The organism is Pseudomonas sp. EMN2 (assembly GCF_009650555.1).
In the GTDB taxonomy this organism is placed as follows: domain Bacteria; phylum Pseudomonadota; class Gammaproteobacteria; order Pseudomonadales; family Pseudomonadaceae; genus Aquipseudomonas; species Aquipseudomonas sichuanensis.
Window position 1 is genome coordinate 1 of sequence record NZ_VZZR01000102.1, and the last position, 14,762, is coordinate 14,762.

Here is a 14,762-nt window from a genome sequence, read left to right on the forward strand (position 1 = left end):
GCTGCCCAGCAAGGTAACCGGGCGGAACTGCATGAAGGTCATGCCGGCCACTTCCGGCGCCAGGCGCTCCAGCACCTTGACCGCCGCCGGGCCTTGCAGGGCCAGCAGCGCACGTTCCTCGAACAGTGGTTGAGTCTCGCACTGCGCGCCGATGTGCTGGCGCAGGTGGGCCAGGTCCTGGTCCTTGCAGGCGGCGTTGACCACCAGGAACAGGGTGTCGTCACCCAGGTTGGCGACCATCAGGTCATCCAGAATGCCGCCTTGTTCGTTGGTGAACATGGCATAGCGTTGCATGCCCACCGGCAGGTCGATGATGTCCACCGGCACCAGGGTTTCCAGCGCGCGGGCCGCATCGCTGCCGCGCAGGACGATCTGGCCCATGTGCGAGACGTCGAACAGGCCGGCCTGCTCGCGGGTGTGCAGGTGCTCCTTGAGCACCCCCAGCGGGTACTGCACCGGCATGTCATAGCCGGCGAACGGCACCATGCGTGCGCCCAGTTCGAGATGCAGGGCGTGCAGCGGGGTCTTGAGCAGTGTTTCGGACATCGGTGACTCCTTGGTTTTTGTTCGGGTCAACATTCGATGATGTTGACGGCCAGACCGCCGCGGGCGGTCTCCTTGTATTTGCTTTTCATGTCGGCGCCGGTCTGGCGCATGGTGCGGATGACCTTGTCGAGCGAGACGTAGTGTTGCCCATCGCCGCGCAGGGCCATGCGCACCGCATTGATCGCCTTCACCGAGCCCATGGCGTTGCGCTCGATGCAGGGCACCTGGACCAGCCCGCCGATGGGGTCGCAGGTCAGGCCCAGGTTGTGTTCCATGCCGATCTCGGCGGCGTTCTCCACCTGCTGCGGGGTTCCCCCCATCACCTCGCACAAGGCCCCGGCGGCCATCGAGCAGGCCACGCCGACCTCGCCCTGGCAGCCCACCTCGGCGCCGGAAATCGACGCGTTCTCCTTGTAGAGAATGCCGATCGCTGCTGCGGTGAGCAGAAAACGCACCACCCCATCCTCGTTGGCGCCGGGGACGAAGCGCATGTAGTAGTGCAGCACCGCGGGCACGATGCCGGCCGCGCCATTGGTCGGCGCCGTGACCACGCGCCCACCGTGGGCGTTCTCCTCGTTCACCGCCAGGGCGTACAGGTTGACCCAGTCGAGCACCGACAGGGCATCGCGCAGGCTGGCTTCCGGGTGCTGGCTGAGCTGGCGGTACAACGCCGGCGCGCGGCGCTTGACCTTCAGCCCGCCGGGCAGGATGCCCTCGTGGCGGCAACCGGCCTCGACGCAGTCCTGCATCACCTGCCAGATGCGCAACAGCCCGGCGCGGGTTTCGGCCTCGGGGCGCCATGCCGCTTCGTTGGCCAGCATCACCTGGCTGAACGAAAACTGTTGCGCGGCGCAATGCCCGAGCAATTGCTTGCCGGTCTTGAACGGGTAGGGCAGCACGGTGCTGTCCTCGACGATGCGGTCGTGGCCGGCGGCCTCTTCATCGACCACGAAACCGCCACCCACCGAGTAGTACTCACGGCTGCGGATCTGCAACCCGGCCGCATCGAAGGCACGGAAGATCATGCCGTTGGGGTGGTAGGCCAGCGGCTTGCGGATCATCGCCAGGTGCTGTTTTTCGACGAATTCGATCTCGTGCTCGCCAAGCAGGCGCAGGTGGCCGCTGTCGCGGATCGCCTGCAGGCGGGCGGGGATGCTTTCGGTATCGACGGTGTCCGGGTGCTCGCCTTCGAGCCCGAGGAGCACGGCCTTGTCGCTGCCGTGGCCCTTGCCGGTGGCGCCGAGCGAGCCATACAGCTCGGCCTTGACGCTGACCGTGCTGGCCAGCAGGCCGTCACGGCGCAGGCCTTCGGCAAAGCGCGCGGCGGCGCGCATCGGGCCGACGGTGTGCGAGCTGGAGGGGCCGATGCCGATCTTGAACAGGTCGAAGACGCTCAGGGACATGCTGACCTCCTAACCGGCTCTACAGGTTGACGGTGAACCTGTGGGAGCGGGTTTACCCGCGAATACGTCGGTGAAACCACTATCGCATTCGCGGGTGAACCCGCTCCCACAGGGCGCGCTGTCGACCCGAGTGCTATCAGACGTCCTGATAGCTCTCGATCGACGGGCAGGCGCAGACCAGATTGCGGTCGCCGAACACGTTGTCGACGCGGCCGACCGGTGGCCAGTACTTGCTTTCCACCAGGCTCGGCAGCGGGTAGACCGCCTGCTCGCGGCTGTAGCCGTGGGTCCACTCGCCAGCCAGCTCCGCCGCAGTGTGCGGGGCGTTCTTCAGCGGGTTGTCGTCCTTGTCCAGGTTGCCGTTCTCCACGGCGCGGATCTCTTCGCGGATCTGGATCATGGCGTTGCAGAAGCGGTCCAGTTCCTCTTTCGATTCGCTTTCGGTCGGCTCGATCATCAGCGTGCCCGCCACCGGGAACGACATGGTCGGTGCATGGAAGCCAAAGTCGATCAGGCGCTTGGCCACGTCGTCGACGCTGATGCCGCTGGTGTCCTTGAGCGGGCGCAGGTCGAGGATGCACTCATGCGCCACCAGGCCGTTGCCGCCGGTGTACAGCACAGGATAGTGCTCTTCCAGGCGACGGGCGATGTAGTTGGCGTTGAGGATCGCCATCTGCGAAGCGCGCTTGAGCCCGGCACCGCCCATCATGCGAATGTACATCCAGGTGATCGGCAGGATGCTTGCGCTGCCGAACGGTGCGGCGCATACCGCGCCAGCGGTGTTTTCCAACTGGGCGTGGCCCGGCAGGAACGGCGCCAGGTGCGACTTGACACCGATCGGGCCAACGCCCGGGCCGCCGCCGCCGTGGGGGATGCAGAAGGTCTTGTGCAGGTTCAGGTGTGACACGTCGCCGCCGAACTTGCCCGGAGCGCACAGGCCGACCATGGCGTTCATGTTGGCGCCGTCGATGTACACCTGGCCGCCGTTGTCGTGGATGATCGCGCAGATCTCGCCGATGGCCTCTTCGAACACGCCGTGGGTCGACGGGTAGGTGATCATGATCGCGGCCAGGCGTTCGCGGTGCTCGAGGGCCTTGGCGCGCAGGTCGTCGATGTCGACGTTGCCGCGAGCGTCACAGGCGGTCACCACCACGCGCATGCCGGCCATGTGGGCGGTGGCCGGGTTGGTGCCGTGGGCCGAGGACGGGATCAGGCAGATATCGCGATGGCTGTCGCCACGGCTGCGGTGGTAGGCGCGGATCGCCAGCAGGCCTGCGTATTCACCTTGCGAGCCGGCGTTGGGCTGCAGCGATACGGCGTCGTAGCCGGTGGCCGCGCAGAGCATGGCTTCGAGCTCGGTGGTCATCTGCAGGTAGCCCTGGCTTTGCGCGGCCGGGGCGAACGGGTGCAGGTTGCCGAACTCGGCCCAGGTCACCGGGATCATCTCGCTGGCGGCGTTGAGCTTCATGGTGCACGAGCCCAGCGGGATCATGGTGCGGTCCAGCGCCAGGTCCTTGTCGGCCAGGCGGCGCAGGTAACGCATCAGCTCGGTTTCGCTGTGGTAGCGATTGAATACCGGGTGCTCGAGGATCGCGGACTGACGCAGCAGGGCGCTCGGCAGGCGGCCGACGATGGTCGGGGCCAGGGTGGCGAAGTCCGGGGCGGCCTGGCCGTCGGCGAACAGTTGCCACAGGGCTTCGACATCGGCCTGGCTGCTGGTTTCGTCCAGTGACAGGCCCAGGTGCTCGGCGTCGATCTGGCGCAGGTTGACGCCTTGGGCGCGGGCCTTGTCGTGCAGGGCGGCGGTAGCGCTGCCAGTATTCAGCGTGACGGTATCGAAGAACTCGCGGGTGACCACTTTCACGCCCAGCTTCACCAGGCCGATGGCCAGGATCGCGGTCAGGGCGTGGGTACGTTCGGCGATTTGCTTGAGGCCGGCCGGGCCGTGGTAGACGGCGTACATGCTGGCAATGTTGGCCAGCAGTACCTGGGCGGTGCAGATGTTGCTGGTGGCCTTCTCGCGGCGGATGTGCTGCTCGCGGGTCTGCATGGCCAGGCGCAGGGCGCTCTTGCCGAAGCGGTCGATCGACACGCCGACCAGGCGGCCCGGCATGTCGCGCTTGAACGCGTCGCGGGTGGCGAAGTAGGCCGCGTGCGGGCCACCGAAGCCCAGCGGCACGCCGAAGCGTTGGGCGCTGCCGATGGCCACGTCGGCCTCGAATTCGCCGGGCGGGGTCAGCAGGGTCAGGGCCAGCAGGTCGGCGGCCACGGCCACCAGGGCGCCGGCGGCGTGGAACTGCTGCACCACGGCGCGGTAGTCGAACACGTCACCGTTGCTGGCCGGGTACTGCAGCAGGGCGCCGAAGTAGGCGCTGGCGTCTTTGAGCTCACGCTCGTCGCCCACCACCACCTCGATACCCAGCGGTTCGGCACGGGTGCGCAGCACGTCGAGGGTTTGCGGGTGGCAGTGCACGGAGGCGAAGAAGGCATGGCTGGCCTTGTTCTTCGACAGGCGCTTGCAGAAGGTCATGGCCTCGGCGGCGGCGGTGGCTTCGTCGAGCAGGGAGGCGTTGGCGATCGGCAGGCCGGTCAGGTCGCTGATCAGGGTCTGGAAGTTCAGCAGCGCTTCCAGGCGGCCCTGGGAAATTTCTGGCTGGTAGGGGGTGTAGGCGGTGTACCAGGCCGGGTTTTCCAGGAGGTTGCGCAGGATCGGCGCCGGGGTGTGAGTGTTGTAGTAGCCCTGGCCGATGTAGCTCTTGAACAGTTGGTTCTTGGCGGCGATGGCTTTCAGCGCGGCGAGGGCATCGGCCTCGCTCTGGCCGTCTTCGCTGCCCAGCACGCTGGTGCCCTTGATGCTGTCGGGGATGACTGCAGCGGTCATGGCTTCCAGCGAATCGAAACCGAGGGTGGCGAGCATGGCCTGCTCGTCAGCGGCGCGTGGGCCGATGTGACGGGCGATGAATTCGTTGGCGGTGCCGAGGTTGATGGTCATTGCAGGTTCCTCAGGCGTCGTCGTTGGCTTTGAGCAGGCGGTCGTAGGCGTCCTGGTCGAGCAGGGCGGCCACTTCGTTCATGTCGGCGGGGATGAAGCGGAAGAACCAGCCTTCGCCCAGCGGGTCTTCGTTGACCAGTTCGGGTTGGTCGTTGAGGCCTTCGTTGACCGCGACCACTTCACCGCTCAGGGGCATGTACACGCCGCTGGCTGCCTTGACCGATTCCACGGTGGAGGCTTCGGCGCCTTTGTCGTACTGCTGCAGTTCCGGCAGTTGCACGTAGACCACATCGCCAAGGGCGTTCTGGGCGTAGGCGGTGATGCCCACGGTGACGCTGCCGTCAGTTTCGACGCGCAGCCATTCGTGATCTTCGGTGAAACGCAACTCGCTCATGGGAATTCCTCGGGAAGCAGGGGCGTTGGGCGCGGTAGACCCGCGCTCTTAAGGTTGGAATTCCCTAAGCAATAATGCGGCCAGTCACAAAAAATGCTTATAAATCATGAGGTTAAGATAAATCTGAGGCTGGTTTTTCATTCTTGTGGAATGAAATCGATACAGGAAGGGAGCGATTCAAAAGCGTAGTGGGATCAAACCCTTGCATAGACGCATCCGGATGAGTGTGTAGCGAAAACGATACGGTGTAATGATTTTGCTACGCGGAGGGTTGGCCGGCCCTTTCGCGGGGCAAGCCCGCTCCCACAGGATTCACATCGGGCGTGGCGGCAAGGGTGATGCTGTGGGAGCGGGCTTGCCCCGCGAAGCTGCATCAGGCCTTGCTTGGAATCCCGTACTTGCGCAACCGCTGGGCAATCGCGGTATGCGAAGTCTGCAAGCGCCCGGCCAGCTGCCGCGTCGAGGGATAGCTGGCATACAAGCGCTGCAACAGCTCCCGCTCGAAATCGCCGACGGCCTGGTCCAGGCTCGCCACTTCGCCGTCCTGCCCACGCGCCACGGAGGTGCCGGCGATGTCCAGGTCGCCGATATCCACCACGTTGCTTTCGCAGATGGCCGCTGCGCGGAAGATCACGTTCTGCAGCTGGCGCACATTGCCCGGCCAAGGGTTGGCCAGCAGCGCCGCATGGGTGGCAGGTGCCAGCCGGCACTGTGGCCGCTGGATCTGGGTGCAGGCCTGCTGCATGAAGTAGTGCGCCAGCAGCAGGATGTCCTGGCCGCGCTCGCGCAGCGGCGGCACTTGCAGGTTGAGTACGTTGAGGCGGTAGAACAGGTCTTCGCGGAAGCTGCCCTCGCTGACCATCTGCTCGAGGTTGCGGTGGGTGGCGCTGATGATGCGCACGTCCACCTTCACTTCGCGGTCGCCACCGACCCGGCGGAAGCTGCCATCGCTGAGAAAGCGCAGCAGCTTGGCCTGCAGGTAGGGCGACATCTCGCCGATCTCGTCGAGGAACACCGTGCCCTGGTTGGCCAGCTCCATCAGCCCCGGCTTGCCGCCGCGCTGGGCGCCGGTGAAGGCGCCCGGGGCATAGCCGAACAGCTCGCTCTCGGCCAGGCTCTCGGGCAGGGCGGCGCAGTTGAGGGCCAGGAAGGGCGCGGCATGGCGGCTGCTGATGGCATGGCAGGCGCGGGCCACCAGCTCTTTGCCGGTGCCGGTTTCGCCGTGCACCAGCAAGGGCGCGTCGAGGGCCGCCACGCGCAGGGCGCGGGCCTTGAGAGTGCGAATGGCCGGCGAGTCGCCGAGCATGGCGTCGAAGCCTTCGGCGTGGTCGTGGTGCAGCGCCGACAGGCGCTCGCCCATGCGGTTGGGCGGGTACAGGGTGAGCAGCCCGCCGGCATTGGTGATCGGCGTGGCGTCGAGCAGCAGGCTCTGGCCATTGAGCTGCATCTCGCGCATGGGCAGGTGGAAATTGTTGTCCAGCAGGGCCTGGAGCAGGTCGGGGTCGCCGAACAGCTCGGCCAGGGAGCGCCCGGCCGACTCGCGCCCGCACAAGGCGATCAGCGCCGGGTTGGCCAGCAGCACTTTGCCGGCGCTGTCCACGGCCAGCACCGGGTCGCTCATGGCGGCGAGCAGGGCATCGAGCTGCAGGTGGCGGCGTTGGCCGGGGAGGATGTCGACCACTTCCACCGACTGCACGCCACGCACCTCGAACAGGGCGTCGTGCAGTTCTTCGAGCACGGCGGGGCTGAGGGTCGGGGCGTCGATGTAGACGTTCGGCGGGACCATCTCCACGGCATCGAGGTTGAGGTTGCGGGCACCGAGCAGGGCCAGGACTTCCTGGGTGATGCCGACGCGGTCGATGAAGCTGACGTGGATGCGCATGGGGCGGGCAGTTGTGGCCGGGGGAGGGCGACAGTATGCCTTGGTGATCGTATGAAGCCTATCGCGGGGCAAGCCCGCTCCCACGGTAGGCAACGTAGAGCAACTGTCCGGTGTTGCCTGTACGGGCCTCATCGCTGGTAAACCAGCTCCCACAATTACAGCGCTGCCCTTGAGGATGGTGCAATCCCTGTGGGAGCGGGCTTGCCCCGCGATGAATTCGGCTATTCCAGGTGTTCAGGCTTGATCGGGTCGCCCGACTTCACATCCAGCTTCGCGCGAATGTCTTCGAACATTGCGTCGTACAGCTTGTGCGGCGAGCCCAGGGTCTCGAATTTCTTCGGCGGCTTCAGGTAGGCCTGGGCCTTGCGCGTGGTGACGCTGAGGAAGCTGGGCAGCACCTGGTCTTTGGCCAGGAAGAACTTCTCGTCAACCGGCTTGCCCTCGATGCTGCCATGCAGGCGGAACTCGATGCCTCTGCCTTCCTTGGGGTCCTGGGCCACTTCGTAATTGATGTTCAGGTCGTAGCTGTGGTCGTTGGTGTTCAGCGCGGTGCGCTCGATATGAACGTGACCGGGTTGGTACTGGGCCATGGTGGAATCCTCCGGAAGGTTGAAAACGGCGGGCGGCGGGCGCCCGCCAACTGCATTCAACGGTAGCTGATACCCGGCTTGGCGGTGGAAACCCGTGTGCCGGCGGTGCCTTTGACGATGTCCTCGATGTTTTCCAGCGAGCTGATCACCGCGACCTTGCCGGTATGCCGGGCGAAATCGCAGGCAGCCTGCACCTTGGGCCCCATGGAACCGGCGGCGAAGCCGAGCTTTTCGAGCTCGTCGGGGTGGGCCTGGGCAATCGCTTTCTGGGTGGGCTTGCCGTAGTCAATGTAGGCCGCATCGACGTCGGTGGCGATGATCAGAAGGTCGGCTTCCAATTGCTCGGCCAACAGTGCCGAGCACAGGTCCTTGTCGATCACCGCCTCGACGCCCTTGAGCTTGCGGTTTTCGTCATACATGGTGGGGATGCCGCCGCCGCCGGCGCAGATCACGATGCTGCTCTTTTCCAGCAGCCACTTGATCGGGCGGATCTCGAAGATGCGCTTGGGTTTGGGGCTGGCCACCACGCGGCGGTACTTGTCGCCGTCGGGCTTGACCACCCAGCCTTTCTCTTTGGCCAGGCGCTCGGCTTCTTCCTTGGCATATACCGGGCCGATGAACTTGGTCGGGTCCTTGAAGGCCGGGTCCTTGGCGTCCACTTCAACCTGGGTGAGCAGGGTGGCGAACGGCACCTCGAAGGCCAGCAGGTTGCCCAGCTCCTGTTCGATCATGTAGCCGATCATGCCTTCGGTCTCGGCGCCGAGCACATCCAGCGGGTAGGCTTCATCCGGCTTGTACGACAGGCCCTGCAGCGACAGCAGGCCGACCTGCGGGCCGTTGCCGTGGGCGATGACCAGTTCGTTGCCGGGGTGGATCTTGGCGATCTGTTCGGTGGCGGTGCGGATATTGGCGCGCTGGTTGTCAGCGGTCATCGGCTCGCCACGGCGCAGCAGGGCGTTGCCGCCCAATGCAACAACGATACGCATGGGGAATGTCCTTTAACTGAAGTGTGAATGCGGATCCCTGAGCGGACACGGCACCTGTGGGAGCGGGTTTACCCGCGAATGCGTCAGCCCAGGCAACGCGGCCGGTGCGACTGACGCCTTCGCGGGTAAACCCGCTCCCACAGGGATCCGTATCGCCCGGCCTGCGGAGTCAGCCCTTACAGATCAGCCAGGGTCGACACCAGAATCGCCTTGATCGTGTGCATGCGGTTTTCCGCCTGCTCGAAGGCGATGCACGCCGGCGATTCGAACACGTCATCGGTCACTTCGATGCCGTTGGCCAGGTGCGGGTACTGTTCGGCGATCTGCTTGCCGACCTTGGTGTCGGAGTTGTGGAACGCCGGCAGGCAGTGCATGAACTTGGTACGTGGGTTGCCGGTGGCCTTCATCAGCTCCTTGTTCACCTGGTAGGGCAGCAGTTGCTGGATGCGTTCGCCCCAGGCTTCGACCGGCTCGCCCATCGATACCCAGACGTCGGTGTGCACGAAGTCCACGCCCTTGACCGCGGCTTTCGGGTCTTCGGTGAGGGTGATGCGCGCACCGCTCTCTTCCGCGTACTTCTTGCAACGCTCGACCAGGTCGTCATGGGGCCACAGCGCCTTGGGCGCGGCGATGCGCACGTCCATGCCGAGCTTGGCGCCGATCAGCAGCAACGAGTTGCCCATGTTGTTGCGGGCGTCGCCCAGGTAGGCGTAGCTGATGTCGTGCAGCGGCTTGTCGCTGTTTTCACGCATGGTCAGCACGTCGGCGATCATCTGGGTCGGGTGGTATTCGTCGGTCAGGCCGTTGAACACCGGCACGCCGGCGAACTTGGCCAGCTCTTCGACGATCTCCTGCTTGAAGCCACGGTACTCGATGGCGTCGTACATGCGCCCGAGCACACGGGCGGTGTCCTTCATGCTTTCCTTGTGGCCGATCTGCGAGGAATTGGGGTCGATGTAGGTGACGTTGGCGCCCTGGTCGTAGGCGGCGACTTCGAAGGCGCAGCGGGTGCGGGTCGAGGTCTTCTCGAAGATCAGGGCGATGTTGTTGCCCTTCAGGTGCTGCTGCTCGGTGCCGGTGTACTTGGCGCGCTTGAGGTCGCGGGACAGGTCCAGCAGGTAGCGCAGCTCGCGGGTGGTGTGGTGCTCGAGGCTGAGCAGGTTGCGGTTATGGATGTTGAACGCCATGACATTTCTCCTTGAGTTTGGTGAACACACCGGCCGCCGCTTTGTGAGGGCGGCCGGGGGTAATGGGCGTTAATAATCGATTGGGTCGCGGACGATCGGGCAGGTCATGCAGTGGCCGCCGCCACGGCCCCGGCCCAGTTCGCCGGCGCTGATGGTGATGACCTCGATCCCGGCCTTGCGCAGCAGGGTGTTGGTGTAGGTGTTGCGGTCGTAGCCAATGACCACGCCGGGCTCGATGGCCACCACGTTGTTGCCGTCATCCCACTGTTCGCGCTCGGCGGCGAAGCTGTTGCCGCCGGTTTCGACCACGCGCAGCTTGACCCCCAGCTGTTCGCCGACCACTTCGATGAACGACTTGTTCTCGCGGCGCACGTCCATGCCGTAAGGCTTGCTTTCGTCCGGGCGAATGATGAACGGCACGATCTCCTTGACCACTTCCGGGAAGACCGTGACCAGGTCGCGGTCGCAGAAGCTGAACACGGTGTCCAGGTGCATCGCGGCACGGGATTTCGGCAGGCCGGCGACGATCACTTCCTTGACCGCGCCCTTGGCGAACAGGTTCTGCGCCAGTTGGCCGATGGCCTGGCGCGAGGTGCGCTCGCCCATGCCGATGAGCACGATGCCATTGCCGATCGGCATCACGTCGCCGCCTTCGAGGGTGGCCTTGCCATGGTCCTTGTCGGGGTCGCCGTACCAGACCTGGAAGTCGGCGCCGGTGAATTCCTTGTGGAATTTGTAGATGGCGGTGGTCAGCAGGGTTTCCTGGCGTCGCGCCGGCCAGTACATCGGGTTGAGCGTCACGCCGCCGTAGATCCAGCAGGTGGTGTCGCGGGTGAACTGGGTGTTGGGCAGCGGGTCGAGCAGGAAGCTGGAGTGGCCCAGGTAGTCGCGGTACATCTTGATCACGCTGGCGCCTTCGCTGTCGGGCAGGTCCTCACCGGCCACGCCGCCGATCAGGAACTCGGCCAGCTTGCGCGGCTCCAGGCCTTCGAGCCAGCTGCGCACTTCGTTGGTGAGGCCGACGCCGACGGAATCGGAAGTGATCTTGCGGTCGAGAATCCACTTCAGCGCGTCGGGCTGCTGGACGATGTCGGTCAGCAGGTTGTGCATCTCCAGCACATCAACGCCGCGCTCGCGCATCTTGGTGACGAAGTCGAAGTGGTCGCGTTTGGCCTGGTCGACCCAGATCACGTCGTCGAACAGCAGCTCGTCGCAGTTGCTCGGGGTCAGGCGCTTGTGCGCCAGGCCTGGCGAGCAAACCATCACTTTGCGCAGTTTGCCGGCTTCGGAGTGGACGCCGTATTTCTGTTTGTCAGTGGACATGGTTCATTCCTCCAGTAAAGCGAAGACAGGTGTTCAAAGGGTCAGGAAGCCGTCGTACAGGCCGTAGGCCGCCACCAGGGCGCCCACCACCACGGCGGCGAAGATCAGTTTTTCGATGCTGGTGAAGATCGGCTGGCCCACTTCGCGCTTGGCCTTGGCGAACAGGATCGCGCCAGGGGCGTACAGCAGGGCCGAGAGCAGCAGGTACTTCACGCCGCCGGCGTACAGCAGCCAGATCGCGTAGAGCAGGGCGATGCCGCCGATGATCAGGTCTTTCTTGCGTTCGGCCAGGGCCTGCTCGTAGGTCTCGCTGCGCCAGGCCAGCAGGAAGGCGTAAGCCGCCGACCACAGGTAGGGCACCAGGATCATCGAGGTGGCGAGGTAGATCAGCGACAGGTAGGTGCTGTTGGAGAACAGCGTGATCACCAGGAAGATCTGCACCATGGCGTTGGTCAGCCACAGGGCGTTGGCCGGCACCTGGTTGGCGTTCTCGCGGCGCAGGAACTCCGGCATGGTGTGGTCCTTGGCGGCGGCGAACATGATCTCGGCGCACAGCAGCACCCACGACAGCAGCGCCCCCAGCAGCGAGATGATCAGGCCGACGCTGATCAGTACCGCACCCCAGTGGCCGACCACATGTTCAAGCACGGCGGCCATGGACGGGTTCTGCAGCTTGGCCAGTTCCGGCTGGGTCATCACCCCCAGCGACAGCACGTTGACCAGCACCAGGAACAGCAGCACGGTGACGAAACCGATGACCGTGGCCTTGCCCACGTCGGAGCGTTTTTCGGCGCGGGAGGAGAAGATGCTCGCGCCCTCGATGCCGATGAACACCCACACGGTGACCAGCATCATGTTGCGCACCTGATTCATCACGCTGCCCAGCTCCGGCGTACCGACGGCCCAGATGTCAGCGGTGAAGATGTCGAGGCGGAAGGCGAACAGGCAGATCAGCGCGAACAGCGCCAGCGGCACGACCTTGGCCACGGTGGTGACCAGGTTGATGAACGCCGCTTCCTTGATGCCGCGCAGCACCAGAAAGTGCACGGCCCACAGCAGGATCGAGGCACCGATCACCGCCGCCGGCGTATTGCCTTCGCCGAAGATCGGGAAGAAATACCCCAGGGTGCTGAACAGCAGCACGAAGTAGCCGACGTTGCCCAGCCAGGCGCTGATCCAGTAGCCCCAGGCGGACGAAAAACCCATGTAGTCGCCGAAACCGGCCTTGGCATAGGCGTATACACCGCCGTCAAGATCAGGTTTGCGGTTGGCCAGGGTCTGGAACACAAAGGCGAGGGTGAGCATGCCCACCGCGGTGATGGCCCAGCCGATCAGCACGGCCCCTACGCCGGCGCTGGCGGCCATGTTTTGCGGCAGCGAGAAGATCCCGCCACCAATCATCGAACCGACGACAAGTGCAACAAGCGCACCTAACTTTAGTTTTGCGGGAGAATCAGACATTTAACGACTCCGTACCAGGAGAAAGTTGACTTCAGAATAAATCTGACGCCTGGGTCATTAGCTGATTTAGATCAGTTCATGCCGACATGAACGGTTAAAAAGACCGTTCATGTACCTCCTGGAGGATGCCGACAGCTCTGCTGCAAGCCTTGTGCACTGGCACCTCCGTGTCCATCTAGAGCAAACGCTCCGTTTTGCCTGCGCTATGAAGCTAGCCGTTTCTGGGTATTTCGCAAATTTTTCACAAGATTGAGTGGTGGCACTACGCCATGCGCGAAAAAGTCCGTTAAAACCCTGGGTGTCGTGCGCTTTTAGTTAGACAAAGGAGTTATGAGTGAACTAGCTTTAATGTCCTGCATTAATATAAATATGCTGTAACATTTATATGCGTTAGATCGAAATTTCATGCGCCGCACGGGCAAGAGGGGAGAAGCGCCATGAGCGAACCGGGACAGAAGCTGCGCCTAGGCGCCCTGATCGCGCTGGTGGTCGGCTCGATGATTGGCGGCGGGATCTTCTCGCTGCCACAGAACATGGCTGCCCGCGCCGACGTCGGCGCCGTGCTGATCGGCTGGAGCATCACCGCAGTGGGCATGCTGGCGCTGGCTTTCGTGTTCCAGACCCTGGCCAACCGCAAGCCGGAACTGGACTCGGGGGTGTACGCCTACGCCAAGGCCGGCTTCGGCAACTACATGGGCTTTTCGTCCGCCTGGGGCTACTGGATCAGCGCCTGGCTGGGCAACGTCGGCTACTTCGTGTTGTTGTTCAGCACCCTGGGGTTCTATTTCCCGGCTTTCGGTGAAGGCAATACGCCGCTGGCCATCGGTTGCGCTTCGCTGCTGCTGTGGGCGGTGCATTTCCTGGTGCTGCGCGGCATCAAGGAGGCGGCGTTCATCAACCAGGTGACCACCGTGGCCAAGGTGGTGCCGCTGCTGATGTTCATCGTGATTGCCGCGTTCGCTTTCCGTGCCGATATCTTCACCCGCGACATCTGGGGCTTGAGCAACCCCAAGTTCGGCAGCGTGCTGGAACAGGTGCGCAACATGATGCTGGTAACGGTGTTCGTGTTCATCGGTATCGAGGGTGCCAGCGTGTATTCCGGCCGTGCCGAGCGTCGCTCGGACGTGGGCAAGGCCACGGTGGTGGGCTTTCTCGGGGTGCTGGCGCTGCTGGTGCTGGTCAACGTGCTGTCGCTGGGGGTGATGACCCAGCCGGAACTGGCCGGGCTGCAGAACCCGTCGCTGGCCTCGGTGCTGGAACACATCGTCGGGCCGTGGGGCGCGCTGTTGATCAGCATCGGGCTGGCGGTGTCGCTGCTGGGGGCCTTGTTGTCGTGGGCGCTGCTGTGCGCCGAGATCCTGTTCGCCACCGCTCGCGACAAGACCATGCCGCGCTTCCTGGCCCGGGAAAACGCCAACCACGTGCCGGCCAATGCGTTGTGGCTGACCAACGTGATGATCCAGGGTTTCCTGTTGATCACGCTGTTCTCGGCGGGGACCTACACCAGCCTGATCTACCTGGCGTCGTCGATGATCCTGGTGCCGTACTTCTGGTCGGCGGCCTATGCGGTGTTGCTGGCGTTGCGTGGCGACAGCTATCAAGGCCAGCCCAGCGTGCGCCGCAAGGACCTGCTGGTGGCGCTGATCGCCTTGCTGTACGCGGTCTGGCTGCTGTATGCCGGTGGGCTCAAGTATGTGCTGCTGTCAGCGTTGCTGTATGCGCCGGGGGTGATCCTGTTCGCCCGGGCCAGGCACGAGCAGGGGCAGGCGCTGTTCACCGCGTGGGAGAAGCTGATCTTCGCGGGGGTGCTGGCGGGCGCGGGGCTGGCGGCGTATGCGTTGTATTCGGGGCTGTTGAGTTTGTGAACCGCGCATGACGCGCCTTCTGTAGGAGCGGCCTTGCGCCGCGAAAGGGCTGCGTAGGGTGGCACGGGCTTCGCCCGTGTTCGCGGGGCAAGCCCGCTCCCACAGGGATCGCGCTAGCTTTAGCAGTTGAGCA

General features: G+C 64.3%; 10 protein-coding genes and 1 pseudogene. 1 reads left to right on the forward strand and 10 read right to left on the reverse strand.

Features of this window, described 5'->3' with window-relative positions:
* The 10 genes and pseudogenes from gcvT to arcD (F6X61_RS24490) all read right to left on the reverse strand — a co-directional run.
* Positions 1-546 (reverse strand): annotated as a pseudogene (gene gcvT, locus F6X61_RS24445) (glycine cleavage system aminomethyltransferase GcvT); the annotation flags it as partial.
* A 26-nt stretch (positions 547-572) separates the two neighbouring features.
* Positions 573-1,949, reverse strand: coding sequence for an L-serine ammonia-lyase (locus F6X61_RS24450; protein ID WP_153788918.1), 1,377 nt, complete (start codon positions 1,947-1,949; stop codon positions 573-575).
* A gap of 136 nt (positions 1,950-2,085) precedes the next feature.
* A complete protein-coding gene (gcvP, locus tag F6X61_RS24455) occupies positions 2,086-4,941 on the reverse strand; it encodes an aminomethyl-transferring glycine dehydrogenase (protein ID WP_153788919.1) in 2,856 nt (951 codons plus the stop codon).
* A 10-nt stretch (positions 4,942-4,951) separates the two neighbouring features.
* Complete coding sequence (gene gcvH, locus F6X61_RS24460; protein WP_153788920.1) at positions 4,952-5,335, reverse strand: glycine cleavage system protein GcvH; 384 nt, start codon at positions 5,333-5,335, stop codon at positions 4,952-4,954.
* 373 nt (positions 5,336-5,708) lie between these two features.
* Positions 5,709-7,217 carry a sigma-54-dependent transcriptional regulator gene (locus tag F6X61_RS24465; protein WP_153788921.1) on the reverse strand — a complete coding sequence of 503 codons (1,509 nt, stop codon included), beginning with the start codon at positions 7,215-7,217 and terminating at the stop codon, positions 5,709-5,711.
* A gap of 221 nt (positions 7,218-7,438) precedes the next feature.
* Positions 7,439-7,807, reverse strand: a complete 369-nt coding sequence (locus F6X61_RS24470) for a DUF5064 family protein (RefSeq protein WP_110993241.1) — start codon at positions 7,805-7,807, stop codon at positions 7,439-7,441.
* A 56-nt stretch (positions 7,808-7,863) separates the two neighbouring features.
* Positions 7,864-8,793: a carbamate kinase gene (gene arcC, locus F6X61_RS24475; RefSeq protein ID WP_125465310.1), complete on the reverse strand. Its 930-nt coding sequence runs from the start codon at positions 8,791-8,793 to the stop codon at positions 7,864-7,866.
* 176 nt (positions 8,794-8,969) lie between these two features.
* Positions 8,970-9,980, reverse strand: a complete 1,011-nt coding sequence (locus F6X61_RS24480; RefSeq protein ID WP_110993243.1) for an ornithine carbamoyltransferase — start codon at positions 9,978-9,980, stop codon at positions 8,970-8,972.
* A 69-nt stretch (positions 9,981-10,049) separates the two neighbouring features.
* The gene (arcA, locus tag F6X61_RS24485) at positions 10,050-11,303 is read right to left on the reverse strand and encodes an arginine deiminase (protein WP_153788922.1); all 1,254 of its coding nucleotides are present in this window, start codon (positions 11,301-11,303) and stop codon (positions 10,050-10,052) included.
* A 33-nt stretch (positions 11,304-11,336) separates the two neighbouring features.
* Complete coding sequence (gene arcD / locus F6X61_RS24490) at positions 11,337-12,764, reverse strand: arginine-ornithine antiporter (protein ID WP_125465307.1); 1,428 nt, start codon at positions 12,762-12,764, stop codon at positions 11,337-11,339.
* A 437-nt stretch (positions 12,765-13,201) separates the two neighbouring features.
* On the opposite strand from arcD (F6X61_RS24490), the gene arcD (F6X61_RS24495) reads away from it, so the two are divergent.
* Positions 13,202-14,629 (forward strand): arginine-ornithine antiporter, encoded by a 1,428-nt coding sequence (arcD, locus tag F6X61_RS24495; RefSeq protein WP_153788923.1) that lies wholly within the window; start codon positions 13,202-13,204, stop codon positions 14,627-14,629.
* Positions 14,630-14,762: the final 133 nt, after the last annotated feature.